The sequence below is a fragment of the Formosa algae genome, assembly GCF_001439665.1.
Taxonomy (GTDB): Bacteria; Bacteroidota; Bacteroidia; order Flavobacteriales; family Flavobacteriaceae; genus Formosa; species Formosa algae.
The window spans coordinates 1-15,873 of the sequence record NZ_LMAK01000073.1; the positions used below are offsets into that span (position 1 = coordinate 1).

The window sequence follows — 15,873 nt, forward strand, 5'->3', positions numbered from 1 at the left end:
CCACCGCCAATAGATCCCATTTGAACGGTTTTTGGTGCAGCCACTTCAAAAATAGCACCTGTATAATAATTCAATCCACGAGCTAAAGTCACATCTAATTGCAATGCAGCCGTTTTTAAACCTAAGGTTTCAATACCTGTATTTATAAACTCTAATTCTTCAACACCTTTTAAACCTTCTTCAGAAGTACTTAAAATAGTTTTTAAACTGTGTATTTGTTCCTCAAAAGTTCCAGACAATGTAAAAAGTGGTTGTAATTTATCTATGCCGGCTTGCGGAATACCTTTGCCTAACATTTCTTCTTTTACCTTCTCCTCACCTATTTTATCTAACTTATCTAAAGCTACTGTAAAATCGATAAGCTTGTCTTGGGCTCCGATAACTTCAGCAATTCCAGCTAATATTTTACGGTTATTAATTTTAATAGTAACACCTTCTAATTGTAAAGCGGTAAACACAGCATCATATAACTGTATAAATTCTACTTCTTGCCAAAGTGATTTAGACCCTACAACATCTGCGTCGCATTGATTAAATTCTCTAAAACGCCCTTTTTGCGGACGGTCTGCACGCCATACAGGTTGCATTTGATAACGCTTAAACGGAAATTCAATGTCATTTTGGTGTTGTACTACATATCTAGCAAACGGCACAGTTAAATCGTAACGCAATGCTTTTTCAGAAATCTTAGAGGTCATTTTGGTTGCATCCTTTTCAGCATACAATTCATCATTTACCTTATTTAGATAATCACCTGAATTCAAAATTTTAAAAATCAATCGATCGCCTTCATCACCATATTTTCCCATTAAAGTTTCAGAATTCTCAAAACTTGGGGTTTCTATAGGTTGAAAACCATACGTTTCAAAAACATGCTGAATGGTTTTAAATATATATTGACGTTTTGCAACTTGTTCCGGATTAAAATCGCGTGTTCCTTTTGGAATGCTTGGTTTTTGTGCCATTGATATTTTTAATTTGAGCACAAATATCTAAATTTTTGATGTGACTTAATAAGATAATTCAATTTTATAGTAACTTTATTCCGTTTTGATAGTCTTATATTAAAACACCCAACCAATAACTATATATTCATGTTTTCACTTGTTCGAGAAAATATTAGAATTGCTTTCGATTCTATTAAAGGTCAGTTACTGCGAACCATATTAACAGTGCTTATTATTGCCATAGGAATTACGGCTTTAGTGGGGATTTTAAGTGCAGTATCTGCACTTGAAACTACTATTTCTAGTGACTTCTCTTCTATGGGAGCAAATACCTTTAATATTCAACGTTATGAGTTTACAGCTAGACGTCAAGCTGGAGAGCGCCAAAAAGTAAATCCGATTATTAGTTATCAAAACATTCGCGATTTCGAAGATCAATACAATTTTCCATTTACAAAAACATCGGTATCATTTACTGGAACGTCTATCGCCGAGGTGAAATTTGAAAACGAAAAAACAGATCCTGAAGTTAAAGTGGTTGGTGCGAATGAAAACTTTATACAGAACTCAGGCTTAAAAGTAGATCAGGGACGAGAATTTAATGCTTTAGAAGTCGACAATAATTCTAACGTTTGTATTATAGGAAGCGATTTGGTAAAAGCATTATTTAAAGATGAGAGTCCGGTTGATAAAACCATATCTATAAGAGGTTTTAAATTTAAAGTCATTGGTGCTTTAGAATCTAAAGGCTCTACCTTTGGAAATAATCAAGATTTGCGAGTAATTATGCCTTTGCAGAAAGCACGTTCTATTTTTACAAACTCAAATATAAATTATGCGTTAAGCGTAATGGTTGAAAAGAAAGAATTACTTGAACAAGCTCAAGATGATGCTATAGTCACTTTTAGAAATATTAGAGGATTAAATCCGGTTGAAGATAATAACTTTGGTATGGAACGTAGCGACGATTTAATTAACCGAATTGGCGCCATTACAGGTGTATTATCTACCGCTGCTTGGATTATTAGTATCATTACCATTTTAGGATCGTCTATCGCGCTTATGAACATTATGTTGGTTTCTGTGAGCGAACGCACACGTGAAATTGGTGTGAGAAAAGCATTAGGTGCAAAACAAGGCACCATAGCTTTTCAGTTCTTTATAGAAACCATAATAATCGGTCAGTTAGGCGGATTATTAGGCATGATACTAGGTATTCTAATAGGTATCGTATTTGCTTCTGCTGTCGATTTTGAATTTAGCATGCCGTGGTCTGCTATGATTTGGGCTAGCGTAATAACCTTTATTGTAGCTATTATTTCAGGATCTTATCCTGCATCTAAAGCTTCTAAATTAGATCCAATAGAATCGTTACGCTACGAATAAATAACGTATTAATCAGCGTTTACTAAATCGTTAAAATAAGTATACAATTCACCTTTGGTAATATTTGCACCTTGTTGTATCAATTTAAAAATGTCAAGATTTTTATCTTCAGAATACGTTTTATTGGCTTGAAGAAACTCAACATCGTCGTGTAGTAAGTTTTTTCTTAACCACTCAAAACCTTCTTTTGTCGCTAAGTCTTTATCGTTTTTAAGTTTAATGGCAACCAAGTGCATATTTGTGTCGGCCAATGCAAATAAGTGCATATGCTGTCCAGAAATATGTTCTAAGTACTTAACTTTACTTAACACACCTTCCCAAACCAAATCGCTAAACACATCTAATTCTTGTTCGGCAACTTCAGGTTTAGTCTCTTTAATGGTTTTCCATTCTTTAGCATCAATAGATTGTGTCGCTAAAAAATTAATAAATTCTTGATGTAATTCTTCGAATTGTTCTTTTGTAAGTCTAGCGTATTTCATTATTTTTTATTTTATGGCATTATAAACTGCGAAAGGTCTGTCTGTAGCAAAGATATCTACCCCCAAAGCCTTCCAGCGAACATAACTCTGTTCTCCTTTTACTGTTGCTTGTTTATCTAAGTTTCCTAATGTACCTAGCATACACACAATATCTTCTGCATGTAATTTATCAAAAAGAGAGGCATTAGATAATCGTGTACCTGTAAAAGCAAGCATATTTTTAGTTGGAATTTTAGCATCTAATAACCGATTAAATTCATCTTCATTTCTAGCAGATACAGACAATAATAATTCTGGAGCCAAGGCGTATGCAGTGGTGGCTTGCTCGACATCGTATGTAATAATTACACTTACATCTTCGGCTTTCATGTCTCTTATGGCATCAATTACTACCTTTTGACTCACACTTCGTTTTATATCTATGGTAAGTATTACGTTATTTGTTTTAGCCCATTTTAAAACATCTTTAAATAAGGGGATTTTAAAATTGGTAACATTTCCATAATCATCTTCCAAATTAAAAGCGGTCAATTCTTTATAGGTTAAATTTTTAATTACCCCAGTACCAGTAGACGTTCTATCTATTGCGTTGTCGTGCATTAAAACAAGCTTACCATCTTTTGTTTGTGCCACATCAATCTCGTATATCGCAAAAATGCTATCGTTTACATATTGTAATGTTTCTAAGCAATTTTCGGGATAGTGAAGTAAATTTTTTCCACCGCGATGCACACTTATTCGTGGTAATTCTGTATTTGAAGCTTTAAAGGTTTCAATTAATTTAGAATTTTTACTTGTAGTCTCACTACAGCTAATAAAACAAAATATAGTAACTGCAAAAATAAAATATTTCATGCTTTTTTTAATTAAAAAAACCGTTTAGAACAAGTCTAAACGGTTTTAATATTATAATCGCTTTTAAATTAGTTTGCTTGTGCAACTACTTCAAAAGGGAAATCAACTGTTACTTCACGGTGTAAACGTATTACGGCTTCGTATTTACCTAAACGTTTAACACTACCACCAATTACAGTGATGTATTTTTTGTCGATAGACTGACCTTCTTTAGCGATAGCTTCAGCAAGATCAATGTTATTTACAGATCCGAATAATTTATCTCCAGATCCTACTTTAGATGAAATTTTAATATCTAAAGCTTTTAAAGCTTCAGCTATTACGTTAGCATCATCAACAATTTTCTTTTCTTTAAAAGCTCTTTGCTTTAAGTTTTCAGCTAATACTTTCTTAGAAGAAGGTGTAGCTAAAATAGCACTTCCTTGAGGAATTAAAAAGTTTCTACCATAACCGTTCTTAACTGTTACAACATCGTCTTTAAATCCTAAATTTTCAACGTCTTGTTTTAATATAAGTTCCATTGTTATCGGTATTTTATTTTAATAAATCAGCTACATAAGGCATTAAAGCTAAGTGACGTGCTCTTTTTACAGCTACAGACACTTTTCTTTGATACTTTAAAGACGTTCCAGTTAAACGACGAGGTAAAATTTTACCTTGCTCGTTTACAAATCTTAATAACCAATCTGCGTCTTTGTAGTCCACATATTTGATACCTGATTTTTTGAAACGACAGTATTTCTTTTGCTTATTAGTTTCAATGTTTAAAGGCGTTAAGTATCTAATCTCACCGTCTTTTTTTCCTTTTGCTTGTTGTTCTATAGATGACATAATTACGCTTTTTGTTTAAGTTTAACTCTTCTTCTTTCTGCCCAAGCCACAGCGTGCTTGTCTAATTTCACAGTTAAGTAACGCATAAAACGCTCGTCACGTCTAAATTCTAATTCTAATGGAGTGATAACTTCTCCTGGCACTTGGAATTCAAATAAATGGTAAAAACCACTTTTTTTGTTTTGAATTGGGTAAGCTAATTTTTTTAGTCCCCAATCTTCTTTTGATATCATCTTAGCACCGTTAGAAACAAGAAAATCTTCGTATTTCTGTACTGTCTCCTTTATCTGAGTTTCAGATAAAACGGGATTTAAGATGAAAACAGCTTCATAATGATTCATATTCAAATCTATTTTATTGTTAAAAATGGCTGCAAAAGTACTGATAATTATTAGATATAACAAACTAGTTTCTAATTAATTTAATAATACCATATATATAGGTCTCTCGACGAAATGCCAAAAGATTCACTTTATCGATATTTTTTTGTTTTTTATCCGATTTATTTGTACTATTGTCGATAACTTAACCTCAAACAATTAATGTTTATGACTTTAAACTGTGTAGTAGTAGACGACTCGGCAATCCAAAGGCTGTCCATAGTAAAGTTGATAGAAAATCATCCTGCTTTAAATTTAATAGCAGAGTATAGTAGTGCGCTTGAAACCAAAAATGGATTAAACACGCACAAAGTCGACCTTATCTTTCTAGACATAGAAATGCCTGTACTTAATGGTTTTGAACTTCTTGATGTTTTAAACAACAAACCCCAAATTATATTTGTTACGGGTAAAACAGAATATGCTTTTAAAGCATTTAATTACGATGCTACTGATTATCTTAAAAAGCCTATTACCAGAGAGCGTTTTATGCTTGCAGTAGATAAAGCTATTGAACAGCACAAATTAAAATTAGATTTTAATGAAGCTGAAGGTGAACATATTTTTGTAAAAAGTAACCTAAAAAAACGTAAAGTATATATTAACGACATAAAATGGATTGAAGCACTTGGTGATTACGTAAAATTAGTGACCGAAGAAACAAGCCTAGTTGTATTATCTACAATGAAAGCTTTTGAACACGAACTTCCTGAAGGTAAGTTTTTAAGAATTCATAAATCTTACATTGTTAATCTAGATAAAATAGACCGATTTAATAGTAAAAATGTTGAAGTTGGATCTTTCGAAATTCCTTTAAGTAGAAATAAGAAAACACAACTAATAGATGCTTTAAATAGCATTTAATACGCGTCTACATTTACTACAAGTCTCACAGACCTAAAATCTTTTACACTATTAAAGCTATTGTTTATTCTAACAATGGCTTTTTTTGTACCTCCTAACGATTGTTTTTGAGGCACCTTAATTAGAATGTTTTTATGAAACAAATTTCGAATACGAGAGACTGGCGGATCTTCTGGTCCTAGCACATAATCGCCAAACACTTGCCTTAACGCTTTTCCTAACCATTGAGATGCAATATTAACACGATTAAAATCTTTATGTTTTAAAGTAATCTTAATTAATCGATATACCGGCGGGTATTTAAAATTATAACGATCGTCCATCTGTTCCTTATACATAGCGGCATAATTATTTGTAGACACCTGCTGTAGTATATTGTGATACGGATTATAAGTCTGAATTAAAACCTGACCCTGTTTCTCTGTTCGTCCTGCACGTCCTGAAACCTGAGATAATAATTGATAACTACGCTCATGCGCTCTAAAATCGGGAAAATTCAATAAATTATCGGCATTCATAATCCCTACCAAAGCCACATTTCTAAAATCTAAACCTTTAGTTAGCATTTGGGTCCCAACAAGAATATCCATTTCCTGCTGCTCGAAAGCGGTAATAATTTTTTCGTAACCATATTTTCCACGGGTAGTATCTAAATCCATACGCCCAGACTTGTAATTAGGAAATAAGGTTTTTACCTCCTCCTCTATTTGCTCAGTTCCAAAACCTTTACTATCTAAAGCCGTGTCTCCGCAAGCCTGACATTTTAATTGCATAGCCATATTGTAACCACAATAGTGACAACGCAGCTGGTTTCGATAACTGTGATACGTTAAACTTACATCGCAATTAGGACATTGTGGTGAATGCCCGCAGGTTTTACACTCGACGATAGGTGAGAACCCACGACGATTTTGAAACAGTATAATTTGATGCCCTTCTTCTAAAGTTTCAGTCATCACTTCAATCATTCTATCACTAAAATGACCTTTCATTAACTTCCGCTTTTGCTTATCCTTAATATCTACCAATTCTATTTTAGGCATCAAGACATCGTTATAGCGTTTCGTAATTTCTACCAAACCATATTTACCTTGCTGCACATTAAAATAACTTTCTAAACTAGGCGTTGCAGAACCCAACACGGTCTTTGTACCATGTAAATGTGCTAAAACAACAGCAGTATCTCTAGCGTGATATCTAGGGGCCGGATCGAATTGCTTAAAAGATTGTTCGTGTTCCTCATCTACAATAATTAATCCTAAAGATTTAAATGGCAAAAACACTGATGAACGTGCACCTAAAATAACTTGCGCTTTTTCTGAATTAGACAAAACATTATTCCAAACCTCTACCCGCTCGTGAGCAGAATATTTAGAGTGAAATACAGCGACTTGATCGCCAAAGTAATTTTGTAACCTTGTAACCAATTGCGTTGTTAAGGCTATTTCAGGTAATAAATACAGGACTTGCTTACCTGTTTTAAGCACGGCTTCAATTAACTTCACATACACTTCTGTTTTTCCTGAAGATGTTACGCCATGAAGTAATGTGACTTGATGAGATTCAAAACTATGCTGTATTTGAGCTAAAGCTTCTGTTTGTGCTACATTTAAAGATTTTGAAGCTTCAACGGCTTCTCCATCATAAGAAACACGATCTGTTTGAATAAAATATTCATCTAAAACAGACTTATCAATAAGCGATTTTATAATACTACTTGAAGCACCGCTTGCTTCTGCTAATTCCGAAACTTTAATTGGCTTTTTAGTCTTTGCAGTTAACTGAAACAAACTCATCACCACATCCCGTTGTTTTGGAGCGCGACTTAATTCTTCCATTAATATTTTTAAACCCTCTGACGTTGTATGTTGCTCTTTAAGCTTTACATATTTAACTAACTTGGGTTTATACTTTTCAAACACTTCTTCCTCTACAATTATGGCGCCTTTTTCTAGAAGACGTTTTATAATAGGAAAGACTTGTTTTTTATCAACAATATCCACAATGTCTTGAATACGCAAAGACGATTGGTGATGCAAAGCTTCATAAATTAAAAACTCATCATCTTTTAAATCTGAATCATTTATAATCTGCTTTGTATTCTTACTAATTAAAGTTTCACTCTCTAAAATAAAAGCATTGGGCAAAGCTGCTCGCATAACATCGCCAACAGTGCATAAATAGTAATTCGCCATCCAATCCCATAGTTTTAATTGTATGTCTGTTACAATGGGATATTCATCTAAAATTTGATGTATCTGTTTGGCCTCGTAAACAGTTGGCGGATTATGATGCGTATTTTTTACGATTGCAGTATACACTTTTGTTTTTCCGAAAGGAACAGCCACTCGCATACCTGGTTTTAAAAACCCAGATTCAGCCTCTGTAATTTCGTAAGTAAACAAATTCTCTACAGGAATAGGAAGTATAACATCTATAAAATGAAGCATAAATTAGCGGCTTTTATGTAATTGACGCAAGGACACATTTAACTCGTAACCTAACAAAATAATATTGGCATTTAACCACAAATAAAACATTAAAATAAGTAACGCTCCAATAGAACCATAAAGCTCATTGTATTGTGAAAATTGCTCTATATAGATACCAAATAAATACGACACCGAGGCAATTAAAAATGTGGTTAGCAGAGCTCCTACAGAGAAAAACCGACTGTGTTTTCCTTCTCGTGTTCCAAAATAATAAATAGTTGCCGTAGAGAGATAAATCATAATTATTCCGAAAACATATTTAGAGATATTCACCCAAATAATACTGCTATCTCCTATTTCTACACCTTGATGCTCTAAAGTAGTAAACAAACCACCAAGTACATAAATCTCTACAAAACCAAGTCCAGCAACAAAAACAACAACCAAAAAGGCTAAAATTAGCGCCACTCCTAACGCATATAAATATTGTCTTATTATGTTTCTAGACAATTCTGCATGATAGGAATTTTCGAAAGCAGAAAACACAGCACTAACCCCATTGGCCATTAAAAAAATAGACAATAGAAATACAGTAGATAACAATCCGCCACGTTCTGAACGGTCTATATTTTCAAAAATATTTTTGAAGAAAAAATCGGATGTTGTTGGAGGCAAAAAGGATTCTAAAAAATCTAAAAATTCAAGTTTAAAGCCATCAATTGGGATATGCGGAATTAAGATTAATATGAATAACAAAAACGGAAAAATTGCCATAAAAAAATTAAACGCAATCGCACTCGCTCTAGACGTTAATGCCCCTTTTAAAATCCCTATAGTGTATAATTCTAATAAATCGTAAATCGATAGGCCTTCAAGACCAGGCAACTTAATAGTTTTAAAAAATTTAACTACTAAATTAACTATTGGAATTTTATCGAGTTTATCCTCTATAGGTTTTGTCATAGTTAAACCGCTTTCAGGCTTAAATCCATGTTATAAACAGAATGGGTTAAAGCTCCAGAAGAAATGTAATTTACACCACATTCTGCATATTTTCTCAATGTGTTCTCATTAATTCCTCCAGAAGATTCTGTTTGGCAAGTATCGCCTATTAACTTCACAGCTGTCTTGGTATCTTCGTAATTAAAGTTATCGATTAGAATACGGTGTATCCCATCATTCTGAAGAATCTCTTGAATTTCTTTAAGATCCCTTGCTTCAACAATAATTTTTAGATCTTTATTATTTTCTTTTAAATAAGCCTGAGTTTTAGTAATTGCCGATGTAATGCCACCTGCAAAATCTATATGATTATCTTTTAACATAATCATATCATATAAAGCAAATCTGTGATTTTCTCCACCACCAATTTTCACGGCCCATTTTTCTAAGGCACGAATTCCTGGTGTTGTTTTTCTGGTATCTAGAATTTTTGTCCCTGTACCCTCTAACAAATCCACATAGGATTTTGTTTTAGTAGCAATCGCACTCATACGTTGCATGGCATTTAAAACCAAACGCTCTGCTTTTAAAATAGATTGCGAAGCACCTTCTACATAAAACACAACATCGCCGTATTTTACTTTAGCACCATCTTCTATTAGGGTTTCAATTTTTAAATCGCTATCAATATAGGCAAAGACCTTTTTAGCGAAACCTACACCAGCAATTACGCCCTGATCTTTAACCAATAATTTCGCTTTGCCTTGTGCTGTTTCTGGAATACACGCTAAAGAACTATGATCTCCATCACCAACATCTTCTCGCACAGCATTACGAATAATACCTTCTATTTCTTTATCGAATTGCTCCTTACTTATCATAAAAATTGTTTGTGGCTAAATTACTAATTGCGGATTTAAAATTTGAATAAAACCTGATTAAAAAATCTCTAAACTTCCTTTTCCCTCTCTAACAATTACAGGTTGGTCTTCAGAAAAATCGATAACTGTAGACGCTAGATTATCGCCATAACCGCCATCGACAACCAGATCGACTAAATTATCCCACTTTTCATGAATTAATTCGGGATCTGTAGTATATTCTAAAACCTCATCCTCATCGCGAATAGATGTCGACACTATGGGGTTCCCTAAGGCTTTTACAATTTCTAAAGCAATTCTATTATCCGGCACACGAATCCCCACTGTTTTCTTTTTCTTAAATGCAGAAGGCAATGTTTTGGCTCCTGGAAGTATAAAAGTATATGGTCCAGGTAATGCGCGCTTTAAAATTTTAAAGGTAGACGTATCTATTTGTTTCACATAATCACTTAAATTGCTTAAATCGTAACAAATAAAAGAGAAGTTAGCTTTTTCTAATTTCACGTTTTTTATCCTCGCGATACGCTCCAAAGCCTTATTATTAGTGATATCACAACCTAAACCATAAACCGTATCTGTTGGGTAAATAATTAAACCGCCACGCTTTAAAACGTCCACAATTTTTTTTATTTCTTTAGGATTAGGATTTTCTTCATAAATTTTTATAAACTCGGCCATAATAAGTATATTGTAGAATCGTTTACAAAGTAATTAATATTTTATAATGAAACCAATTAAATCCTTAATCATCCTACTATTAATTGTAGTTACGAATTACTCTTGTACTTCGGACTCCAATTCTGATGGGAACGATTTTGTAGATTTAGAAGCTTATGTTGCATTAGATGTTCCTTATGGAGATGATGAATCTCAGACTTACGACATCTATTTACCTGCACATCGCGATGAAGATACCAAAACATTAATTTTGGTTCATGGTGGCGGATGGACCTCTGGAGATAAAAATGATATGAATGGTTTTATTCAATTAATTCAAGCAGACTTAACAGATGTTGCTATTTTAAATATGAATTACCGTTTGGTAGATGAAGCTACACAAGCGTATCCCACACAAATTAACGACATCACTGCTGTGGTCAATCAATTAAATGCTAACCTTGATACTTATCAAATTTCTAGCGATTTTGGATTTATAGGAACTAGTGCGGGTGCACATTTAGCCATGTTGTGGAGTTATGCTTTTAACAACTCCGATCAAGCCAAAATGGTTTGCAGCATTGTTGGCCCTACAAATTTTACAGATCCGGAATATCTAGAAAACACCAGTTCAGATACTTTACTTTTACTAACACAATTATACGGGTTGGACTTAACGACCGAATTTTTAGAGACCGTAAGTCCTTATCATCAAGTCACCGAAGATGCTCCTCCAACCATTTTATTTTATGGCGGAAAAGATCCATTGGTTCCAGTAACACAAGGTAGCGCGCTACAAACTAAACTTCAGGAATTGGGCGTTATGCACGAATACACTTTATATCCGGAAGAAGGCCACGGTTGGGCAGGTTTAGAGCTATTAGATACTTGGTCTAAACTAAAAGGATTCATTAACGAAAACTTACTATAAACATCCGTAATAGAGTACATTCCAAAACAATAAATCCGATTATATTTAAATCAAAAAAATTCAGAATGACACTTTTAATATCAATTCTGAACTTTTTTATATCCGTAACTTAATAGAATACTTACAGCTATACTAGCCTATAACTTCTAATTTTGCAAAACGAAGTAATAACTTTTTGTTCCCTCCGTTTTCAAATTTAATCTCAGCTTTCGTGTCGGCACCTACACCTTCAATTTTCAGAACTTCTCCTTTACCAAAACGCAAATGCTTCACAATATTTCCGGCCGTTAATTTATTATCGAATAAATTAGCACCTTCTGAAGTTGCACTTGTTTTGCTAACAGGTTTTAAATTTTTAGGATTACTGATTTGTACTTTCTCTGGTCCTTTTAATTTTGTAGTACCTTTTTTCTGAATAGGTAGTTGTTTTGCCGGTTTAAAACGAATGTTTCTATTAGGCACATCATCACCAAAGATATTAGCATCTAACATCGGGTTCATTCTACGCTCCTCAATTGGTGTTAGAATGTCTAAATATTGTTCATCAATCTCTTGAATAAATCGGCTTGGATCCGAATCTACTAATTTTCCCCATCGGTATCTAGATACGGCGTATGTTAAATATGCTTGTTTTTCTGCACGTGTTAACGCCACATAAAATAAACGCCGTTCTTCTTCTAATTCACTTCGCGTATTCATACTCATTGCACTCGGGAACAAATCTTCTTCAAGCCCTACAATAAACACATACGGAAACTCTAATCCTTTTGCCAAGTGAATGGTCATTAATGCCACACGATCGTCTTCACCTGTATCGTTATCCAGATCGGTTGCTAAAGCCACATCTTCTAGAAACTCGGTTAAAGACCCTGTAGTATCAGCAATTTCTTTTTGCTCTTCAACGAAATCTTTAATACCGTTTAAAAGTTCTTCAATATTTTCAACTTTTGCCACACCCTCTGGCGTAGTATCTTTATTAAATTCTTTAATTAATCCTGTAGTTTTTGCTACATGGTCTGCAAGTTCGAAAGCATTCACATTCTGATTCATAACTTGGAAACTTTCTACCATAGTTACAAAATCCATCAATTTATTCTTGGTTCCTGAATTGATTTTCACTTCGGTCTTATCAATGTGCTTCATCACTTCAAAAATAGAACGCTTATACCCATTAGCAGCAATTAGCAACTTATCTATAGTGGTTTGACCAATTCCTCTTGGCGGAAAATTGATGACACGTTTTAAAGCTTCTTCATCTGACGGATTAATAATGATTCGTAAATACGATAAAACATCTTTAATCTCTTTACGCTGATAGAAAGACAACCCTCCATAAATTCTGTACGGAATATCGCGTTTACGTAAAGCGTCTTCCATAGAACGAGACTGCGCATTGGTACGATATAGAATAGCAAAATCTGAATGGTTAAGTTGCTCGTTCATTTTAGTTTCAAAAATGGTACTTGCTACATATCGTCCCTCTTCCCCATCGGTCATGGAACGGTTTACCTTAATTTTATTTCCTTCATCATTGGCCGTCCAAACCACCTTATCTAATTTGGTTTCATTTTTATCTATAATAGAATTGGCTGCATTTACAATGGTTTTGGTCGATCTGTAGTTTTGTTCTAATCGGAATAGCTTTACATCGTCGTAATCCTTCTGGAAATTCAGAATATTATTAATATTTGCACCACGGAAAGCGTAAATACTCTGCGCATCATCTCCTACTACGCAAATGTTCTGAAAACGATCAGACAACGCTCTTACTATTAAATATTGTGAATGGTTTGTATCTTGATACTCATCGACCAAAATATATCTAAATCGATCTTGATATTTTGCTAACACTTCTGGAAAACGTGTTAGAAGTTCATTGGTTTTCAATAATAAATCATCGAAATCCATCGCTCCAGATTTAAAACAACGCTCTACATATTCTTTATAAATATCGCCTAAACGCGGACGTCTCGCCATAGTATCGGCTTCAATTAATTCTGGATTCTGAAAATAAGCACGAACGGTAATTAAACTGTTTTTGTATGAAGAAATTCTAGAAAACACCGATTTGTACTTATACAACTCTTTATCTAATCCCATCTCTTTTATAATAGATGAAATTAAACGCTGAGAATCTTGCGCATCATAAATGGTAAAATTAGCAGGATATCCTAATCGGTCGGCTTCAATTCTAAGAATCTTTGCAAATACCGAGTGAAATGTTCCCATCCACAAATTTTTAGCCTCACTTTGTCCAACTATGGATGCAATACGCTCTTTCATTTCGCGTGCAGCCTTATTGGTAAAGGTTAATGACAAGATATTAAAAGGGTCTACTCCCTTATGCATTAAATAGGCTATTCTGTAGGTTAACACACGTGTTTTACCAGATCCAGCACCTGCGATCACAATCATAGGGCCGTTTACTTGAATGGTTGGTGCTAACTGCGCTTCATTTAACTGACTTAAATACTTCTCCAATGTTCATACAATTTAGATTGTAAAATTAACCTTTGTAACCCGTTTAAGTAAATAGATTTATAAATAATTATAAACATTGGTGTATTTGCACTTTGAATAAAGATGAAATTCATTAAATAATACCGTCTCCGATAAACACTAATTTTAATCCTTCCTTAATATTTAACCAGAAAAAATTAAAAACAGATTTGGTTTTATCCCGAGTAACTGCTCCTTTTTTTTCTATAAATCCATCTTTATTTTTATCAGAATCATTTCTTATAAACAGATTCGCTATAGACGACAGAAACCGATTTCTCTTTTTCTTTTTATTAAGGATATTCACTTTCATGTCTTCGTACTTCACATTAAAATTGACGGTTGAGCGGTCTACATTACCATCTATTCTCGCATAAATCTTATCAAACTGACCTTCTAATTTTATATTTAAATTATGCTCTGTAAACCTATTTAATCGAGATGCTGGTAAAACGCCTATTTGAGTTTTAAATGTAAAATCGTCATTGTTATTATTTACATCAAATGCCCAATTCGCATGCAATGGAGCTTGTCCAAAAAAACGTGTAGTAATATCTAATTCTGTTTTTGTTGGCGAAGTATACGTATTACTTACATGCTTAATTGTTGCATTAAAATCTTTAAAAGCTATACTTCCTGCTTGCACATTTGCTTTCACTTTTTCTTCGTACACAATGCTTCCAGAATTTAATTGCAAGACAGGTATAGTCAAATCGAAATTTAAATCGCGTAGCATTTTACTATACATGGGTTTAATTGTATAATCGTCTGCCACCAATTTATTTCTATAAATAATTGCATCTGGTTTCTGAATTGTAATGGTATCCGATTTAAAATAAAAGCGCTTATCTAGAAAACCGAATCTTGGGTTTTCAATGTATATAGAGTCCATTTCTATATTAAAATGATCCCGTTCTTTTTTAAGTCGTCTAGTTAATTCTTGTTTTGAATATTTTGTTTTTAAAGCAAAATCTCTGACCACCCAATGAGATTTAGTAAATTCTAAAGTTTGCAAACTTAAAGTCTCGTAAACACCAACATTAAATTTTAAAGAATCACTTGAAATATGATAATTAGAATATTCAAATGGAATATTTTTTTTTGATGAAGCTTCGTCTACAAGAATATCCTGAAACATAATATTCAGGTTTTCAGATTTTAAAAACACCGAATCTGATGCCGCTTTATACATTGTAAATTTGGCATGATTAAATTCTACCTGATCAATCTTAATTGTTTTATTAAATAATTGTATGGATTTGTTTTTAGATTTTGATGAAGAATCCATGTTAGTAGAATCCGACTCTTTAGTAGAATTTGATTTAACATAAAAAATATCTGCATCTTGAAACAAAACGCGATCTAAATGTATGGCACCATAAAAAATATAGCGCCAATAACTCACCTCCTCCAACTTAAACTTGTTTAGGCTAATTTTTAAGTTCATCTCTGTATTATCCAATTCCGACACCTCTAACTCTGGATTTTCTACAAAAAGCTCACCTTGAAACACATTAACAGCTAAACCTGAATATGTAAACTGAACCGTTTCTGGTAAATCTTTTAAGGCCGTTTTAAGCTTCTGCTCTACAAAAGTATTAGCAAAAAACACCACTATAAGACCTAACACACATACAATTACAAGTAATATAGTAATACTTTTCTTAAGAAGTTTAGGCATAGTTGGCGCTGATTTTATAAGATAAATTATTAGACACTATAATGTTAAGGAAATCTTCCATCAAGTTTTTGCTTTATTTATAATATATTTACCTCTTTAACATTT

Annotated in this window: 15 protein-coding genes; 3 read left to right on the forward strand and 12 right to left on the reverse strand. The window is 33.4% G+C overall.

Annotation, left to right across the window (positions count from 1 at the left end; genetic code table 11):
• Positions 1 to 965 (reverse strand): histidine--tRNA ligase (locus AST99_RS15250; protein WP_057783181.1); only part of this gene is annotated, 965 nt, incomplete at its 3' end.
• Between the two features lie 129 nt (positions 966 to 1,094).
• On the opposite strand from AST99_RS15250, the gene AST99_RS15255 reads away from it, so the two are divergent.
• Positions 1,095 to 2,333, forward strand: coding sequence for an ABC transporter permease (locus AST99_RS15255; RefSeq protein ID WP_057783184.1), 1,239 nt, complete (start codon positions 1,095 to 1,097; stop codon positions 2,331 to 2,333).
• 8 nt (positions 2,334 to 2,341) lie between these two features.
• On the opposite strand, the gene AST99_RS15260 is transcribed toward AST99_RS15255, so the two are convergent.
• The 5 genes from AST99_RS15260 to rpsF all read right to left on the reverse strand — a co-directional run bounded on the left by AST99_RS15260 (position 2,342) and on the right by rpsF (position 4,842).
• Positions 2,342 to 2,815, reverse strand: coding sequence for a DUF6495 family protein (locus AST99_RS15260; protein WP_057783187.1), 474 nt, complete (start codon positions 2,813 to 2,815; stop codon positions 2,342 to 2,344).
• A 6-nt stretch (positions 2,816 to 2,821) separates the two neighbouring features.
• Positions 2,822 to 3,670, reverse strand: a complete 849-nt coding sequence (locus AST99_RS15265; RefSeq protein WP_057783189.1) for a glycerophosphodiester phosphodiesterase family protein — start codon at positions 3,668 to 3,670, stop codon at positions 2,822 to 2,824.
• A gap of 68 nt (positions 3,671 to 3,738) precedes the next feature.
• Positions 3,739 to 4,191 carry a 50S ribosomal protein L9 gene (rplI, locus tag AST99_RS15270; RefSeq protein ID WP_057783190.1) on the reverse strand — a complete coding sequence of 151 codons (453 nt, stop codon included), beginning with the start codon at positions 4,189 to 4,191 and terminating at the stop codon, positions 3,739 to 3,741.
• A 13-nt stretch (positions 4,192 to 4,204) separates the two neighbouring features.
• A complete protein-coding gene (gene rpsR / locus AST99_RS15275; protein ID WP_038528424.1) occupies positions 4,205 to 4,501 on the reverse strand; it encodes a 30S ribosomal protein S18 in 297 nt (98 codons plus the stop codon).
• A 2-nt stretch (positions 4,502 to 4,503) separates the two neighbouring features.
• Positions 4,504 to 4,842: a 30S ribosomal protein S6 gene (rpsF, locus tag AST99_RS15280; RefSeq protein ID WP_057783192.1), complete on the reverse strand. Its 339-nt coding sequence runs from the start codon at positions 4,840 to 4,842 to the stop codon at positions 4,504 to 4,506.
• 207 nt (positions 4,843 to 5,049) lie between these two features.
• Here rpsF and AST99_RS15285 point away from each other — a divergent pair, with 207 nt between their 5' ends.
• Positions 5,050 to 5,745, forward strand: a complete 696-nt coding sequence (locus tag AST99_RS15285; RefSeq protein WP_057783379.1) for a LytR/AlgR family response regulator transcription factor — start codon at positions 5,050 to 5,052, stop codon at positions 5,743 to 5,745.
• Here the strand turns inward: AST99_RS15285 and priA are convergent.
• From priA to AST99_RS15305, 4 genes are read right to left on the reverse strand one after another with little or no spacing between them, the layout of a single operon-like run.
• Positions 5,742 to 8,195 (reverse strand): replication restart helicase PriA, encoded by a 2,454-nt coding sequence (gene priA, locus AST99_RS15290; RefSeq protein WP_057783193.1) that lies wholly within the window; start codon positions 8,193 to 8,195, stop codon positions 5,742 to 5,744. The two genes, AST99_RS15285 and priA, sit on opposite strands and share 4 nt — an antisense overlap.
• A gap of 3 nt (positions 8,196 to 8,198) precedes the next feature.
• Positions 8,199 to 9,140: a YihY/virulence factor BrkB family protein gene (locus tag AST99_RS15295; RefSeq protein ID WP_057783195.1), complete on the reverse strand. Its 942-nt coding sequence runs from the start codon at positions 9,138 to 9,140 to the stop codon at positions 8,199 to 8,201.
• Positions 9,141 to 9,142: 2 nt separating this feature from the next.
• Positions 9,143 to 10,000: a carboxylating nicotinate-nucleotide diphosphorylase gene (nadC, locus tag AST99_RS15300; RefSeq protein ID WP_057783198.1), complete on the reverse strand. Its 858-nt coding sequence runs from the start codon at positions 9,998 to 10,000 to the stop codon at positions 9,143 to 9,145.
• Positions 10,001 to 10,057: 57 nt separating this feature from the next.
• Positions 10,058 to 10,678 carry an L-threonylcarbamoyladenylate synthase gene (locus AST99_RS15305; protein ID WP_057783200.1) on the reverse strand — a complete coding sequence of 207 codons (621 nt, stop codon included), beginning with the start codon at positions 10,676 to 10,678 and terminating at the stop codon, positions 10,058 to 10,060.
• A gap of 46 nt (positions 10,679 to 10,724) precedes the next feature.
• Between AST99_RS15305 and AST99_RS15310 the strand changes: the two genes are divergently transcribed.
• The gene (locus AST99_RS15310; protein ID WP_057783201.1) at positions 10,725 to 11,588 is read left to right on the forward strand and encodes an alpha/beta hydrolase; all 864 of its coding nucleotides are present in this window, start codon (positions 10,725 to 10,727) and stop codon (positions 11,586 to 11,588) included.
• Positions 11,589 to 11,720: 132 nt separating this feature from the next.
• Here AST99_RS15310 and AST99_RS15315 read toward each other — a convergent pair whose 3' ends face one another.
• Both AST99_RS15315 and AST99_RS15320 read right to left on the reverse strand, forming a co-directional pair.
• A complete protein-coding gene (locus AST99_RS15315; RefSeq protein ID WP_057783203.1) occupies positions 11,721 to 14,069 on the reverse strand; it encodes an ATP-dependent helicase in 2,349 nt (782 codons plus the stop codon).
• A gap of 112 nt (positions 14,070 to 14,181) precedes the next feature.
• On the reverse strand, positions 14,182 to 15,768 hold the full coding sequence (locus tag AST99_RS15320; protein WP_057783205.1) for a hypothetical protein: 1,587 nt from the start codon (positions 15,766 to 15,768) through the stop codon (positions 14,182 to 14,184).
• Between the last annotated feature and the right edge of the window lie 105 nt (positions 15,769 to 15,873).

What these genes read in the sequence shown, in the direction of transcription:
- AST99_RS15255 (WP_057783184.1), top strand. Translation starts at nt 1,095, where the DNA reads ATGTTTTCACTTGTTCGAGAAAATATTAGAATTGCTTTCGATTCTATT.
- AST99_RS15260 (WP_057783187.1), bottom strand. Translation starts at nt 2,815, where the DNA reads ATGAAATACGCTAGACTTACAAAAGAACAATTCGAAGAATTACATCAA.
- AST99_RS15265 (WP_057783189.1), bottom strand. Translation starts at nt 3,670, where the DNA reads ATGAAATATTTTATTTTTGCAGTTACTATATTTTGTTTTATTAGCTGT.
- rplI (WP_057783190.1), bottom strand. Translation starts at nt 4,191, where the DNA reads ATGGAACTTATATTAAAACAAGACGTTGAAAATTTAGGATTTAAAGAC.
- rpsR (WP_038528424.1), bottom strand. Translation starts at nt 4,501, where the DNA reads ATGTCATCTATAGAACAACAAGCAAAAGGAAAAAAAGACGGTGAGATT.
- rpsF (WP_057783192.1), bottom strand. Translation starts at nt 4,842, where the DNA reads ATGAATCATTATGAAGCTGTTTTCATCTTAAATCCCGTTTTATCTGAA.
- AST99_RS15285 (WP_057783379.1), top strand. Translation starts at nt 5,050, where the DNA reads ATGACTTTAAACTGTGTAGTAGTAGACGACTCGGCAATCCAAAGGCTG.
- priA (WP_057783193.1), bottom strand. Translation starts at nt 8,195, where the DNA reads ATGCTTCATTTTATAGATGTTATACTTCCTATTCCTGTAGAGAATTTG.
- AST99_RS15295 (WP_057783195.1), bottom strand. Translation starts at nt 9,140, where the DNA reads ATGACAAAACCTATAGAGGATAAACTCGATAAAATTCCAATAGTTAAT.
- nadC (WP_057783198.1), bottom strand. Translation starts at nt 10,000, where the DNA reads ATGATAAGTAAGGAGCAATTCGATAAAGAAATAGAAGGTATTATTCGT.
- AST99_RS15305 (WP_057783200.1), bottom strand. Translation starts at nt 10,678, where the DNA reads ATGGCCGAGTTTATAAAAATTTATGAAGAAAATCCTAATCCTAAAGAA.
- AST99_RS15310 (WP_057783201.1), top strand. Translation starts at nt 10,725, where the DNA reads ATGAAACCAATTAAATCCTTAATCATCCTACTATTAATTGTAGTTACG.
- AST99_RS15320 (WP_057783205.1), bottom strand. Translation starts at nt 15,768, where the DNA reads ATGCCTAAACTTCTTAAGAAAAGTATTACTATATTACTTGTAATTGTA.